The organism is Marinobacter sp. Arc7-DN-1 (assembly GCF_003441595.1).
In the GTDB taxonomy this organism is placed as follows: domain Bacteria; phylum Pseudomonadota; class Gammaproteobacteria; order Pseudomonadales; family Oleiphilaceae; genus Marinobacter; species Marinobacter metalliresistant.
In genome coordinates, this window is record NZ_CP031848.1 from 716,535 (window position 1) to 732,576 (window position 16,042).

Consider the following 16,042-nt stretch of genomic DNA (forward strand, 5'->3'; position numbering starts at 1 on the left):
CTCTTCTATGCAAATCTCCTCAATACCGACCTAATGCAGTATCAGCCTTAGCTGCTGTTTTTCTTGATCTCTGATACCCATGCTTTCCTGTACAGCAAGCGGCGTCGGCCCCATTTAGAATGGGTGAATTACCGTTGCAACGGACCAGCACTGCGGCTATAAGTGTTAGAGTCATTCCATGGATCCAATGCTTCAATACTAAGGAGTGGACCGGGCATTTTGCAGGAAGCACCTCCCATCAAGTTTGTCGTCTGATTATTCCCTGTGCCGGTGCTCTGAAGGCTGAGCGAGGGACACTGCTATGTTTCAACGCATCGTTGTGCCGCTGGACGGCTCCTGTCTGGCTGAATGGGCGCTGCCTCATGCCATCAATCTGGCCAAGGCTCTCGACATAAAACTCGCGTTAATTCGCGTCCTGCAGCAGGAAAATGACAGTCACTATCACTACCCTGCCGACCCCGTGGCCTGGGATGCATTGCAGGCAGAAGCCACCGCGTATCTCGACTCAGTGGTTTCAAGACTGGGCGCTCTGGGGCTTGAGATCGAGACAGCCACACTGGAAGGCGAGCCGGTCGATCAAATCATCAATTTTGCCAGGGAAGACGGTCAGACCCTGCTGGTAATGACCAGCCATGGCTTTGGTGGCATCAGCCACTACATGCTCGGCAGTGTGGCCCACAAGTCGATCCTTCAGGCCCACGTGTCGTTTCTTTTGGTACGTGCATTGAGCGATCAGTGTAACCCCCTGCAGGAGTCCCACTACAACCGGATGACCGTCCCGCTCGATGGCAGCAGCCGATCCGAGTGCGTGCTGCCCCTGGTTGAAATGCTCTCTCGCCATAATGAGAGCACTGTTGATCTGGTTTCCTTCGTACCCTCGCTTGGCCATCGCTATCAGATTGCCAGGGACGACCCACGGCTCGATACGGTCAGGGCGCTGGAATCCGAATTCAGGGCGCGCATCAAGGATAACCTGTCACACATCGCAGAACGCCTGAAAAATGAGGGGCTTCACGTTCAGTCGAGAGTTGACGTTCGGGATTCCCCCATAGCGGCTCTCTGGGAAATAACCCGCAAGGGTCAGTCCGACCTGGTGGTCATGGCCGCCCATGGGAACACCTGCGTCAGCCATTGGCCACTGGGCGCCCTGCCCCTCAATGCGCTGGTCTATGGTGAAACACCCTTGCTGGTGCTTCAGGATCTCGAACCCGATGAAATCGAACTCACCTTTGCCGAAAAGTCCGCGCGTGAAGCCTGGGGGCACTGATGGCCCTACACAACGAAAAAAGCCGGCGGCCGGATGGCAGCGCCGATGCCGGGGAGACGCTGAGCGATGAGCCAGGTGCTCAGCAGAGCCCGTGGACAGCCATCGGGCCGGGCACACGCCAGGCTCACCGGACACTGGGCGAGACACTGAGTCGCTATGCCCACCAGCTGGACCGAATCCATCTGGAACTCTATACCCTGAGAAGCGATCTCTCCGCCGCCGCGCCCTGGATCGACTGGTATATCGACAACGAATACCTGATACGCCGGGTTCTGCGCATGTTACGGCGGGACCTGTCGGCCGACTTTGTTGCCCATCTGCCCATACTTGTGTCCGGGCCATTGGCAGGCCCGACCCGCGTTCAGGAAATGGCACGCGTGGCACTGGAGCGCTCGGAGCAACGGTTTGACGATAACGTCCTCGAGGCGATGGTACTGGAACAAAAAGATACCGCACCCCTGAACACAGCCGAACTCTGGGCGCTGCCGCTGCTTCTGCGTTACCAGGCCCTGATGCTGGTCATGGAGACGGTTCAGCAGCGATCAATTGACTTGGCCTCCCGTGACTCACACCGGGGCATGGTCGATGTTGAAAGCCGTGACGTGGTGGCCGATGGCATCCTCACCCTGCACCGGCTTGAGCGCACCAACTGGCAAGGATTTTTCGAACGCACGTCCCAGGTCGAGGCCTTGCTCAGGCAGGACCCGGCAGGGGCCTACGGGCGCATGGATTTCAGCACCCGGAACCGCTACCGTACCCGGATTGAACAGCTGGCCCGACGCAGCAAAACAGATGAACTTGCAGTTGCACGATGCGTGCTGAGCCTCGCCCGGGACGCCCGCGAGGTAGCCCGGGCATTCACGCCCGCATCCGGTCACATCGGCTACTTCCTGCTCGGTGAAGGGTACCGGATACTGGAGCGGCAGATCGATGTCCGTCCGGACCGGGTAGGCCAATTAAAGCGCTGGCTGGCTCGTCATCGCCAACCGCTCTATTTCGGCTGCTTGTCACTGACAGCGCTTATACTGTTTGCCATCCCCACTGCCTACGCGTTCATCCAGGGCGGTCTTTGGCAGGCGCTACCGGTCACCCTGGTGGTGGCGGTACCCGCGTTGGTGCTGGCATCGATTCTGGTGAACTGGCTAGCCACTCTGACCGTGCCAGCAAGGGTTCTGCCCAAGCTCGACTTCACCGACGGCATTGATGCTGATCACAAGGCGGTCGTATGCATGGCCCTGCTCATCGGCAGGAAAGAGGACATTCAGGGCGCCATTGACCAGCTTGAGCGTCATTATCTTGCCAATCCCGACAACCAGCTGCGTTTTGGCTTGCTCACCGGCCTGTTCGACGCCGCCGAAGAAACCACACCGCGGGACAAGGGGCTGCTGGCCCGGTTGCGAGCAGGCATCGCGTCGTTGAACGAACATTACAACGATGATGGCCACGCCCCGTTTTTCTGGATGCACCGGTCCCGAAGCCTCAACCCGCAAGACGCCATCTGGATGGAGTGGGAGCGTAAGCGCGGCAAGCTCAAGGAGTTTAATCACTACATACTGACCGGTGAGCGCGGCTCTTTCACCGACATGGCTGGTGATGTCGAGTGGCTGCGACAGGCGCGTTACGTCATTACCCTGGACGCCGATACCTTGCTGCCTGTAGACGGGGCGCGGCGCCTGGTTGGCACCATCGCCCATCCACTGAACCAGCCGGTATGGGATGAAGAAACCGGCGTAATCCGCTCCGGTTACAGCATTCTGCAGCCCCGTATTGAAATCAATCCCATGACCGCTACCCGAAATATTTTCACCCGAATCTTTTCCGGTGACCGGGGCCTGGACCTTTACACCCTGGCCGTTTCGGATGCCTATCAGGACCTGTTTGGCGAAGGCATTTTCACAGGCAAGGGTCTCTACCACGTAGCCGCGTTCGAGGCCAGCCTGCGCAATGCGGTACCGGAAGGCACGGTACTCAGCCACGATCTTTTCGAAGGCATTCACGGGCGCACCGCACTGGTCAGCGACATTGTCATGTACGAGGAATACCCACCCGAATACCTGTCCTTCGGCCGGCGACTGCATCGGTGGATACGCGGGGACTGGCAGCTGGTGCCCTGGCTTTGGCCAACCGTTCCCACGGAAACCGGAGAGCGCAGACCCAACCGACTGTCCGGGTTACACCGGTGGCAGCTGGTTCACAATCTGCTGCGCAGTCTTCAGGCGCCCTGGCTTTTGTTGCTGCTGCTACTGGGCTGGTTTGCGCTTCCCGGCTCACCGCTTCACTGGACGGCTCTGGCCATGCTCACCCTGCTGGTTCCAAGTCTGACGGGCATTGTTGGGCTGGCCCATGCCACCGTCCGCAGGCGGCGGGCAGCGCAACAGATTCAGAACCTGAAGGGGGATCTGAAGCGATGGCTGCTCGTTGTCGCCTTTCTGCCCCAGGAAGCCGCTCTCACCCTGGATGCCGTGATTCGCTCCTTGTACCGCAGCCGCGTCAGTCACCGGCGCCTGCTGGAATGGGCACCGGCAGCTTTGGAGGCCGGGCGTACCGGCACGTCCACGCCATGGAAATATTGGCGTGCCATGTGGGCAGGGCCGGTCAGCGCGCTGGTCATCACACCGCTGCTGGCCGCCAGCACGCCCATGACGCTGATCTACGCCATCCCCATTCTGCTGCTCTGGCTGGTGTCACCACAGATAGCCTTCCTGGCTCGCCGGGACCGAAAGCCACCAGTGGAAAAAATCCGTGCCGAAGACCGAACGCACCTGAGAAGACTGGCGCGCCGCACGTGGTATTTTTTTGAACGGTTTGTCGGACCGGAAGATCATTGGCTACCCCCTGACCACTTCCAGGAAGAGCCCAAGGGTGTGGTCGCTCACCGCACCTCACCCACCAACATCGGCTTGCTGCTGGTCAGCAACCTGACCGCCTATGACATGGGTTATGTGGATGCGCAAGAACTGGTCATCCGCTCACGCAACACGCTGCGTTCCATGGAAAACTTGCCAAGCTTCCGGGGCCATATCCATAACTGGTGCGACACCCATCACCTCACAACCCTGCCGCCAGCGTATGTGTCGACCGTGGATAGCGGCAACCTCCTCGGTTCTTTGCTGGCGCTGAAGCAGGGGCTGACGGGACTTGAGGACGATCCTGTCTGGCGCTTTAACCAGTTTGAGGGGCTGCTCGATGCGATCGGCGTGCTTGAGGACTCGCTCCGGGACCACCCGGGAACAGCCCCAAGGCGACACCTTGCCAGGGCGCTGGCGGATATTCGCAAACGGGTAATGGATGTCCGCCTCGCGCCCCGGCAATGGCCCGGTTTGATTGAGACACTGGCAAACCGTCTGGTCAAGGGCCTGGACCCGGCGGTGCAGGAAGTTTTGCTCGAAACCCCATCGCTGCCACCGGAGGTTTTGGCCGACATGGGGCTTTGGCTGGAGCGGTCACACCATCACCTCGAACGCATGTTTCAGAGCCGTGATCAGTTTCTGCCCTGGTGGTCGGCACCGGACACCTGGCCAACCATCGACAAGGGTGAACTGACGCCCGAGCAATATGGGGCCTGGCTGTCACTGGAGCAGTCACTCCTGCAACCCCCGACCTTCCACGAGCTGACCACGCTGGAGTCACGGCTTCAGCCTTTGATTGAGCAGCTCACGGCCCCCAGCCGGGACGGAGCATTGACCACCAGTCTGCAACGTTGGCTACAACCTCTTGCAGGCAAATTCAATCAAGCAGCCGAGGCCGCCAGTTCCCTGCTTGTGACGGCCCAGCAGCTGGCCGATACCTGTGAGGGCTGGTTCGATAATACCGATATGGCCTTCCTCTACGACCGGGAAAAAAAAGTGTTCCGCATTGGCTACAACGTGGACCTGGGCAAACTGGACGACAACGCCTACGATCTTCTTGCCTCGGAAGCCCGTCTGGCCAGTTTTCTGGCCATCGCCAAAGGCGATGTTTCCGCCCACCACTGGGTCCACCTTGGGCGCCCGCTGACCCGTGAACAAGGGCAGCCATTGTTGCTGTCCTGGAGCGGTACGATGTTTGAGTACCTGATGCCCCAGTTGCTGATGCGAGAGCCGGCAACAACACTGCTCGGTCTGAGTGCCCGGGGTGCCATTGACCACCAGATCCGCTATGCCACGAGCCGGGGCCTGCCCTGGGGCATCTCCGAATCGGGCTACTACCTTCTGGACGGTGCCCAGAACTACGCCTACCACGCTTTCGGTGTGCCGGAACTGTCGCTTCGAAGCAACAAGGGAATCGAGGATTGGGTTATCGCGCCCTACGCAACCTTTCTGGCCCTGTTCTGGCGACCAAAAGCCGCCTTCGACAATCTCCGGCACCTGGAGAAACTGGGCATGCTGGGGCGTTATGGCTTCTTCGAAGCGCTGGATTACACCGAACGCCGGATGGATGTGGGCAGCTCATACAGCATCGTGCGCAGCTACATGGCCCACCATCATGGCATGTCGCTGATCAGTCTGGGTATTTCCCTGAGCCCGCAACACGCGATATCGCGATTTTCGCGGGACCCGCGGGTGGAGGCCTGTGAACTCTTTCTGCAGGAGCGGATCGATCTGGATGCAGACATCGAATACCCGACCCACAGCGAGGAAGAAGACAGCGTCAGAGGCACTCAGGAAGCCCCTTCCATCACGCCCTGGGAAATTCCCCTGGACAGCCCGACACCACGGGTTCATCTGCTGTCTAATGGCCGGCTGAACGTCCTGGCGTCGAGCTGGGGTGGCGGTGGCACCAACTGGAAGTCGGACGCCATAACCCGCTGGCGGCCGGACAGCACCCTTGAGCGATGGGGAAACTGGCTCTATGTTCAGGATCTCGGCAGCCGCGATATCTGGTCTATTCCACGAGCGCCGGCGAAAGGCCAGGGCCTCCGGGAGCATGTGCGTTTCCATAGTCATTGCGCCGAGTACCAGCGCCACGACCAAAGCCTGATACAAACGCTCGAAATAACGGTGTCACCCTGGCACGACGTTGAATTACGACGCGTCACGATCACCAATCACGGCGATCAGTCGCGACACCTGAGATTCACCAGTTACGCCGAAATTGTGTTGGCCGACCCCCGTGCCGATAGCCAGCATCCGGCCTTCGGCAACCTTTTCGTTCATTCAGAGTACGTGTCTGCCCGTTCACTGCTGCTGTTTGAGCGTCGCACCAGGGACCCGGACGACCAGGCACCGGTGGTGGGTGAGGTCATCATGGGCCTGTCTGGTGTTCTGACACCCGATGCCATGGAAACGGACCGGGCTGCCTTCCTCGGTCGCGGCGGTTCCATCGCTCATCCGCGGGCACTGGAAACAGGCGAGGTTCTTTCCGGCTCGCTGGGATACACCCTCGATCCGGTTGCCGTCTTGCAGAAAACCATCCACATCGAACCCGGAACGTCCATCCAGCTCGCCTTTCTGCGCATCGTCGGAGACAGCCGCGACGATGTGCTGGCTACCGCCACACGATTTGCTTACTGGCCGCGCGTTCAGCGAACCTTCGATGAGGGCCAGGCCCAGGCCAGCCGGGAGCTCTGGCGCAGCAAGCTCAGCAGCGACGAATTCCGTGCCCTGACCGCCGTAACGTCCGCGCTGCTGTATAACCAACCGAAACTTCGGGCGCCGGTACCGATACTGGCGGCAAATCGACTTCAGCAGGCCAACCTTTGGGGTGTGGGCATCTCCGGCGATTTCCCCATTGTGCTGGTGCGCATCGGTCGTGAGGCGGATCTCGAAACCGCCCACCTGCTGCTGAAAATCCACTCGTTCTGGCGCAAACGCAACTTCAAGGTTGACCTGATCCTGCTGAACACCGGGGACACTGGTTACGAGGGCACCACGCAAGATACCGTCCGGCGGTTGCTGGCCCAGCACAATGCCGAGCCCTTTGTCGGCAGCCGTGGCGGCGTTTACCCACTCACTGCCGATGCGCTGGGCAAGGAAGAAGTGGTTCTGTTACAAACCGCCGCAAACGTGGTGCTGGATGCCACGACCGCGTCGCTATCCCAAGCGCTCGGTACGCTGGAGCACGGTGAGTCTCCTCTGCCAAGATTACGGGTACGACCGCTCAATGCCCTGCCACCGATCAGCTCGCCGTCACTCCCGCCCCTGCCACCTCTGCGTTTCGATAACGGCCATGGCGGCTTCACGCCCGATGGCCGGGAATACGTAATCACGGTCAGTCATCGCTCGCCGACACCAGCACCCTGGATCAACGTGCTTGCTAACCCGACCTTCGGCTCGATCCTATCGGAATCCGGCGGCGGCTTCAGCTGGTACCAGAACAGCGGCGAAAACCGTCTGACGCCCTGGCGCAACGACCCTACTCTGGATGAGCCGGGGGAATGCCTCTACCTGCGGGATGAGGAGACGGGCGCCTTGTGGGCACCGACCTCCAACCCGGTGCCCCATGAGTCCACTTACCGAGTCAGCCATGGCGCCGGTTACACCCGCTTTGAACATATCCGCCATGACATCGAGAGTCGGATGACCGTCTTTGTACCGCCCGACGACTCACTCAAGATCGTCCAGGTAACCCTTCGCAACCGCTCGGACCGGCAGCGGCGCCTGACGCTGACTTACTACGCTGAATGGGTTCTGGGCACCCGCCGGGAAGATACCAGTCAGTATATCCAGCCGGCTTTCCTTGCCGAGCAGCGCGCGCTGATCGCAGCCAACCCCTATAACCCCGACTGGCCCGAGCAAATCGCCTTTCTCGCCACCGACACTCCCGTCCACGGCTACACCACCGACCGCAGCGAATTCCTGGATCGCCAGCGCGGTCTTGAGAAGCCGGCCGCTTTAAAGCGGGTGGGTTTGACCAACCGCGTTGAACCGGGACGCGACCCCTGTGCCGCGCTTCAGGTGCATGTGGATCTGCTGGCATCCGGCGAGCAGACTGTGACCTTCTTCCTTGGCGCCGAAAACAGTTTCGATGCCGCCCTGGCGCTGCTCAACCAGTACCAGCAGCCTGACGCCGTCGCCAACGCATGGGAAGCCACCAACCAATACTGGGAGCAGGCACTGGGCGCGCAGACATTATCCTGCCCGGACGACGGTGTTGCTTTCATTTTCAATCGTTGGCTGCTCTACCAGACCCTGGCCTGCCGTATCCACGGTCGCAGTGGCCTCTACCAGTCCAGCGGCGCGTTCGGTTTCCGCGATCAACTGCAGGACTCCATGGCCATGCTGCATGCCCGGCCGGATGTCTGCCGTGCCCAGATTCTTGCCGCCGCCGCCCGCCAATTCCCCGAAGGCGATGTTCTGCATTGGTGGCATCCACCTCACGCCCGGGGAGTCCGCACACGGATTTCCGATGACCTGGTTTGGCTGCCCCTGGTGGTCAGCGAATACCTGGAGACCACCGGTGACACCGGGCTACTGGACGAACCCGTGCCCTGGCTTGTGGGGGATCCGCTGGCCGACAACGAGGCGGAACGGTATGCGCAGTTTGAATCTTCAACGGCCACCAGTTCGTTGTACGACCACTGCTTGCGGGTACTGGAGCGTGCTAACCGCCTGGGCCCCCATGGGCTGCCCCTGATTGGCGGCGGGGACTGGAATGACGGCATGAATCGTGTCGGCCTGGGTGGGCGCGGCGAAAGTGTCTGGATGGGCTGGTTCCTGATTCAGGCCCTTCAGCGCTTCGCGCAGGTCTGTACTGGACGGGGCGACCAGGCCACGGCGGACAATCTCAGCGCCCGGGCAGCCGGTCTGGCCGACGCCCTTCATCAGCAGGCCTGGGACGGAGACTGGTATCGGCGGGCTTACTACGACGACCAGACTCCGATGGGTTCCGCGGGGCAGAAGGCATGCGAGATTGATTCCATTCCCCAGTCCTGGGCGGTTTTATCCGGCGTTGCCGAACCCGACCGTACCCGAAGCGCCATGACAGCAGTCTGGGAGCGACTGGTCAGGACGGATCCGGGCCAGGTGCTTCTGTTTACGCCACCGTTCACCGGCCGGGGTCAGGGCCAGCCTGACCCCGGCTATATCGCCGCCTATCCACCGGGTGTGCGTGAAAATGGCGGTCAATATACCCATGCGGCCTGTTGGGTCGGGCTGGCATTCGCGGCCCTGGGCGATGCCGAGCGCGCCAGCGCTGTGCTGGACTGCCTGAACCCGGTCAGACACGGGGATTCCGCGGAGCGGATCGCGCACTATCAGGTGGAACCCTACGTGCTGGCCGCCGACATCTACGGCGAGCCTCCCCATGTCGGGCGCGGTGGCTGGACCTGGTACACCGGCTCCGCCGGCTGGCTCTACCGTTTTATTCTCGAAGGTATTCTCGGAATCCGGCGCGTGGGCAATAACCTGCGGGTGTCGCCATGCCTGCCGCCACACTGGCCGGGATACACCCTGGACTACCGCTTCGGCAAGAGCGTCTACCACATCACGGTACAACGCCGCACCGAATCAACGTCCGACATCGACGGACCCAGCTGCATCGCACTTCAGGATGATGGGGCCGAGCATGCAGTCGTGATTGATGTATGACGCGTGGTGGGAACCAGACTTATATTTCAATCACCTGCACAGTCAGACTCGGTAAAAATCCCGATACCAGTCCACAAAGTTGGCAATACCTTCTTCAACCGTGGTCGATGGCTTGTAGCCCACATCTGCGATCAGGTCATCAACATTGGCGTAGGTGGCTGGCACGTCGCCGGGCTGAAGGGGCAACAGCTTTTTCTCGGCTTTTTTCCCGATCCGCTGTTCAATAATTTCGATAAAGCGAGACAGCTCCACCGGATTGTTACTGCCAATATTGTACAGGCGATAAGGTGCTTTGCTCGTGCCCGGATCAGGGGTTTCGCCACTCCAGCCCTGATTTGGCCCGGCTACGTGGTCCAGGGTGCGGATCACGCCCTCCACGATGTCATCAATGTAGGTGAAATCCCGGCGGTGGTGGCCGTGATTGAAGACATCGATGGGTTCACCGGCCAGAATCTTCCTGGTAAAGATGAACAGTGCCATATCCGGCCGGCCCCAGGGGCCGTAGACCGTGAAGAACCGAAGGCCGGTGGTCGGCAGGTTGTACAGATGGCTGTAGGTGTGTGCCATGAGCTCGTTGGCCTTCTTGGAGGCTGCGTAGAGACTCAGGGGGTGGTCCACATTGTCATGCACCGAGAAGGGCATGGTCTCGTTGGCACCGTATACGGAGCTGCTGGAGGCGTACACCAGGTGTTTCACACCGTTGTGACGGCAACCCTCGAGGATGTTCATGAAGCCAACCAGATTGGCGTCCACATAGGCGTTCGGATTCTCGATGGAGTAACGTACCCCGGCCTGCGCCGCCAGATGCACTACCCGCTCCGGCTTTTGCCTGGCAAAGAGCGCTTCCATGGTGGCCCGGTCAGACACATCCTCGCGGACTTCGGTAAAGCCCGCTTTGCTGGTCAGCCGTTCCAGGCGAGCTTCCTTCAGGTTCACATCGTAATAATCATTGACGTTATCAACGCCAATGACCTCATCACCCCTGTCCAGCAGCCGGTGAGCCAGGTGTGATCCAATAAAGCCCGCAGTACCGGTTACGAGAATCTTCAAGTGTCTCTCCTTTGAACGAAATGCCGGCCTTTGAACCAAACGGCGATGTCAGAATGAAACGCCCGCACTCACAAACGGCCCGCCAATTTCCACATCCAGCCGGTCGTTGCCATCTTCGTAATCGATGGACATCTGGCGATAGCCGGCCCGGAACCGCAGAACTGCCATTTCATACTGGCCGTAGGCGTTGAAATCAAGGAGCGAATCGCCGTTATAGCTGATGAAGTTGCCTTCCGCGCCCACCGATACGCCGGTGAACGGCAGATCGAAGCGGGCAGCGAGATAGCCCATGGGGATAACGGCATCAACTTTGGTTTCGCTGGGATTAAAGTTGCCGTCAACGTCCCGAACGACAAGCTCACCGGAAAGATCCCTCGCGGTGAGGCCAAGATCCAGGTTGACCCAGTTATCCAGCACTTCGTAATACAGGGTCAGATCCAGCTGCTCAAGATCGAAATCGGACTGGACCGGGACATTGCCGGGAATGTCAATAAAGCCCGAAGTACCCAGTTCACCACGACCACTCTGTTCAACCAGCGTGTAGTTTAACCGGATATTCGGCAATACCGGAACCGGATGCTCCAGGTACAGCGAGGCGTTGGCAGTGGAATCGCCGCCCAGGTTCAGGTCGTTTTCGACATCGACCACGTCGTTGTTCGTCGCAGCCTTACCAGACAGATCCGAATCCCAGTAACTTACACTGGCCCCCAGACCAACCACGTCCGCCTGGGACAGAGGGGCCACCAGGACCAGCGAACCGCCCACAGCAAGCATCAGTTTACGCATGACACATCCTTAAAATTGATTTCGGTTTCAATCAGTCGAACTGGATTCCCAGACGGTGTCCGACTTCCTCATAAGTTTCTATAACGTCACCTAGGCCCTGGCGGAAGCGATCCTTGTCCATTTTCTTGCGGGTTTCCCTGTCCCAGATGCGGCAGCCGTCAGGGCTGAACTCATCACCCAGAACAATTTGCCCGTTGCTGCGTCCAAACTCGAGCTTGTAGTCAACCAGTAACATGCCGCCCTGCTCGAACAGAGACTTCAGAACATCGTTAACCCTTTGGGTAAGTTCTTTCATCCGGGCCAGCTCATCGGCGGTTGCCCAGCCAAAGCTGACCGCCAGAGACTCGTTGACCATCGGGTCGTGGAGCGCATCGTTCTTGAGAAACAGCTCGTAGGTGGGCGGATTCAGCTCCCGGCCCTCTTCCACACCCAGGCGCCGGCAAAGACTTCCGGCGGAAATGTTGCGAACCACACACTCAACCGGAATCATGTCCAGTTTTTTTACCAGGGATTCGGTGGAAGACAGCAACCCTTCGAAATGGGTAGGCACACCCGCTGCTTCCAGTTTTTCCATGATGAACGCATTGAACCTGTTGTTCACCATGCCCTTTCGGTTCAGCTGTTCCTTTTTCTCGCCGTCAAAGGCGGAAGTGTCGTCACGGAATACCAGCACAAAGCGTTCGGGATCGTCCGTCCGATAGACGGATTTTGCCTTGCCGGCATAGAGTTCTTCGCGTTTTTCCATCAGAGGTTCTCCGGAAAGCGGCCGCATCAGGCGGCCGTTTTCTGAATCAGTATAGGTAATCGAACAGTTGCGTGAGCAAATCCGACGCTGACCGGCTACCAGTGTAATCCGGCAGGCGCTCGGCGGAGATGACAATTGCATCATCACGCTGGCTCAGGTTCACCGTGTGGCTATGACGGGGTGCTTCCTTATCACGGAACCAGCTGAACCAGCCCGGACTGCGCTCGTCTTCGGTACGGAAATCAACCTGGAACCACCCTTCGCTGCGATTCAGGTCTACAATGGGGATACCGGAATCCGTAAGCGCGCGGCTGACTTCCGCCCAGGAGCGACCGTAGTCCAGCTCGACGCGGATAGCAACGGCCTCATCATTCTCCGAGATCAGGCGGACAACAGGATCCCTCACCATTCCTGCTGCGGCACGGGAAAAGGATTTGCTCTCTTCCCGGGCCCTGAGAAATTCGCCCATGTCCGCCAGCAGGCGTTTCTGCAAGGCCAGAACCTGCTCCGGGGGGGCGGATACGCCGGTCCAGGGAATCAGCTCGTCCGGCTGATCGGCAACTTCCAGCTTGCGCACCTGAACTTCCGTGGTTTTGCGCCGAACGCCGGGTGTTATGCGGACCTGAAGGACCACTTTCTGCTCACCGGCCGAGGGATCGTCAGACAATTCCACCAACTCACGGGCACGCTTGCTGAAGTTGGCCAGTTCACTCTGCAGAATCCCCAGTTGCGGACTGTCGAAGCCAACGCCAAGACCGCGTTCTGCCAGATAGGTGTTCACCGCCGGCCAGATCCTTCCGGGCACATCGTTCACCAGCAGCCAGGCCCTGCCATCAAGCTCTTCGATAACATAATTCTCATCGAGGATATCGGAGGTCATATCCGGTGGCCGGGGAATGGCGGATGGATACATTTTGCTGGCGTCGGCCGATCTGACGTCACGGATTGGCATGGTCTGGCTGAAGCGGGAACCATCGGCCGTTTCCGGGAGTTCCAACGGTTGCCCTTCCTTCGCGTTTACATAACGCTCGGATCGGTCTTTAACCATACTGCATCCGGAAACTGTTGCTACAAGCAACAGTCCGGACAATACAACGGGTTTAAGCATGAAGGTATTACCGGTTCCTTGTAGAACCTGCATCAGGTCACTCCGGGTCGGGGACGATTTCAGCAAACTCAGAGTACACCTGAGGCCTTGAGAGCATCTTCCACTTCGTTGTGGAACTTTTCACTAAGCGGTGTCAGTGGCAGGCGAATGCCTTCCCCGATCATTTCCATTCGATGCAGTGCCCATTTTACGGGAATCGGGTTGGCCTCCAGGAACAGCTTCCGGTTGAGCGGCATCAGCAACTCGTTGAGCCGCTCTGTTTCCTCACGATTGCCTGCAATCGCCGCTTCGCACAGCTGCGACATACCCTTCGGAGCAACGTTAGCGGTAACGGAGACGTTGCCTTTGGCGCCGGCAAGCATCAGTTCCGCTGCTGTGGCGTCGTCGCCGGAGTAGACCGCAAGGCGCCCGTCCAGAGCTTCGATCAGTTCGGCACCGCGAGGGATGTTACCGGTGGCATCTTTGATGCCGACAATATTCGGGATATCCGCCAGCCGCAGTACGGTCTCGTTCAGCATGTCACAGGCGGTCCGGCCCGGCACGTTGTAGAGCATCTGGCTCATGCCCGGGACGGCTTCGGCAATCGCCTTGAAGTGCCGGTACAGGCCTTCCTGGGTCGGCTTGTTGTAGTATGGCACCACCAGCAGGCAGGCATCAGCACCCAGCTTATGGGCTTCGGTGGTCAGCTCAATGGCTTCACGGGTGCTGTTACCACCGGTACCCGCGATAACCGGAATCCGGCCGTTCACACGTTTGATGATGTGGCCGATAACCCGGCAATGCTCTTCCGGGTCAAGCGTTGCGGACTCACCGGTGGTACCGACAGCTACAATACCGTGCGTGCCGTTTTCAATATGAAAGTCTACCAGCTTGTCCAGATCCTCCCAGTGAATTTCACCGTCTGGATGCATGGGCGTGACCAGTGCGACAAGGCTACCCGTAATCATAAAAGCTCCGTCCGAATAAAACCGATATGGTAATGTTGGGCACGAACTGACACAAGGGAATTAAAGGAGATGTCATGCCATTCGTCGAGTTAAACAAACCTGTTCCGGATTTTGAAGCAGCGGCCACGGGCGACCAGACCATTCGCCTGGACGATCTCAAAGGGCGGAATGTCGTTATTTATTTTTATCCGAAGGACAACACGCCCGGCTGTACCACTGAAGGCCAGGACTTCCGGGACCGGATGAAACAGTTTGAGGAACTGGACACCGAGATCCTCGGGGTGTCGCGGGATGGGCTGAAAGCACACGAGAATTTCAGGGCAAAACACGAGTTTCCTTTCCACCTGATTTCCGACAAGGACGAAGCATTATGCAAGCTCTTTGATGTCATCAAACTCAAAAAGCTGTATGGCAAGGAGTACATGGGGATCGACCGCAGCACCTTCCTGATCGATCAGGAGGGTGCGCTGAGAGCCCAATGGCGTGGCGTCAAGGTAAAGGGCCACGCGGATGAAGTGCTGGAGGCTGTGAAGGGGCTTTGAACGCCATTCAGACCTTTTCGCTATCCGACGGAGGAAGGGAGTCCTTCACCGGCCAGGCGGAAAACACAGCCTTGAGCATGGTGGCGAGCGGAATGGCAAAGAAGACACCCCACAGGCCCCAGATGCCCCCGAAAAAGAGCACCGCCACGATGATGGCGACCGGATGCAGGTTGTTCACTTCCGAGAACAGCACCGGAACCAGCACATTGCCGTCCAGGGCCTGGATAATACCGTAAATGGCCATCAGCCAGATAAACTGGCTGCCCCAGCCGAAGGCAAACAGCGCGATTACCGCCACGGGAATTGTCACCACCGCGGCCCCGATGTAGGGAATCACCACGCTCAAGCCAACCAGCAGAGACAGCAGCGCGGCATAGGGCATGCCGAGCAGCTTGAAGGCAATGTAGGTTGCCCCGCCGACTATGAGAATTTCCAGCGCCTTGCCGCGAACATAATTGGCGCACTGCAGGTTTACCTCATGCCAGATCGTCAGCATCATCGGGCGCTGAGGCGGAAGCAGTTTGGCAATGGAGCCAAGCAGGACCTCCCGGTCTTTCAGGAAGAAAAACACCAGGATGGGCACCAGTACCATGTAGATCAGCAGCGCCACCAGATCCGGAATACTGGACAGTGAAAAGGACACCAGCCATTGAGTGAACTGACCCACTTCGGTGCTGACCTGCTGGTAAACCGTACCGACAGCCTCTGATGAAATAAGGTGTGGGTACTGCTCCGGCAACAGCTCAAGGTAGGACTGCAGCTCGCGGATAATCCGTGGTGCCTCCCCGGCCAGGGCGCTGAGCTGAGCCCAGATCAGCGGCAGCAAGCCGAACAGAAAGCCCACAAGCACGCCAAGGAACACCAGGAACACACCGAGGATGGAGACCGTCTCGGGAATGCCGAGCCTGTTGAGCTTGGTGACCAGCCCCTGCAGAATAAAGGCGATGATGAGCGAAGCGATGGCCGGGGCCAGCATGGCACCAAACCAGATAACAAAGACCGTTCCTGTTACCAGAATCAGGAACAGGATAACTGCTTCTTCATCCGAGAAATATTTATGCGCGAGACCGCGTAATGTCCTGATCATTGA

Annotated in this window: 9 protein-coding genes; 3 read left to right on the top strand and 6 right to left on the bottom strand. The window is 59.0% G+C overall.

All coding sequences use genetic code 11. The features are described from left to right. The first annotated feature begins 301 nt into the window (after window positions 1-301). Window positions 302-1,267 carry a universal stress protein gene (locus D0851_RS03330; RefSeq protein ID WP_117617350.1) on the top strand — a complete coding sequence of 322 codons (966 nt, stop codon included), beginning with the start codon at window positions 302-304 and terminating at the stop codon, window positions 1,265-1,267. Next, window positions 1,267-9,774, top strand: coding sequence for a GH36-type glycosyl hydrolase domain-containing protein (locus D0851_RS03335; protein ID WP_117617351.1), 8,508 nt, complete (start codon window positions 1,267-1,269; stop codon window positions 9,772-9,774). Before D0851_RS03330 ends, D0851_RS03335 begins: the two co-directional genes overlap by 1 nt. Window positions 9,775-9,816: 42 nt before the next feature. On the opposite strand, the gene D0851_RS03340 is transcribed toward D0851_RS03335, so the two are convergent. The 5 genes from D0851_RS03340 to dapA form a co-directional block, all read right to left on the bottom strand. Continuing rightward, a complete protein-coding gene (locus tag D0851_RS03340) occupies window positions 9,817-10,824 on the bottom strand; it encodes an NAD-dependent epimerase (protein ID WP_117617352.1) in 1,008 nt (335 codons plus the stop codon). 48 nt (window positions 10,825-10,872) lie between these two features. Next, window positions 10,873-11,610, bottom strand: a complete 738-nt coding sequence (locus D0851_RS03345) for a TIGR04219 family outer membrane beta-barrel protein (RefSeq protein ID WP_117617353.1) — start codon at window positions 11,608-11,610, stop codon at window positions 10,873-10,875. Between the two features lie 31 nt (window positions 11,611-11,641). Continuing rightward, entirely contained in the window at window positions 11,642-12,355 is a 714-nt protein-coding gene (gene purC / locus D0851_RS03350; RefSeq protein WP_117617354.1) for a phosphoribosylaminoimidazolesuccinocarboxamide synthase, read from the bottom strand. Window positions 12,356-12,401: 46 nt separating this feature from the next. After that, the gene (gene bamC / locus D0851_RS03355; protein WP_227539431.1) at window positions 12,402-13,403 is read right to left on the bottom strand and encodes an outer membrane protein assembly factor BamC; all 1,002 of its coding nucleotides are present in this window, start codon (window positions 13,401-13,403) and stop codon (window positions 12,402-12,404) included. Between the two features lie 128 nt (window positions 13,404-13,531). After that, window positions 13,532-14,410, bottom strand: a complete 879-nt coding sequence (gene dapA / locus D0851_RS03360) for a 4-hydroxy-tetrahydrodipicolinate synthase (RefSeq protein WP_117617356.1) — start codon at window positions 14,408-14,410, stop codon at window positions 13,532-13,534. Between the two features lie 74 nt (window positions 14,411-14,484). Between dapA and D0851_RS03365 the strand changes: the two genes are divergently transcribed. After that, a complete protein-coding gene (locus D0851_RS03365) occupies window positions 14,485-14,952 on the top strand; it encodes a peroxiredoxin (RefSeq protein ID WP_117617357.1) in 468 nt (155 codons plus the stop codon). A 7-nt stretch (window positions 14,953-14,959) separates the two neighbouring features. On the opposite strand, the gene D0851_RS03370 is transcribed toward D0851_RS03365, so the two are convergent. Then, window positions 14,960-16,039: an AI-2E family transporter gene (locus tag D0851_RS03370; RefSeq protein WP_117617358.1), complete on the bottom strand. Its 1,080-nt coding sequence runs from the start codon at window positions 16,037-16,039 to the stop codon at window positions 14,960-14,962. Between the last annotated feature and the right edge of the window lie 3 nt (window positions 16,040-16,042).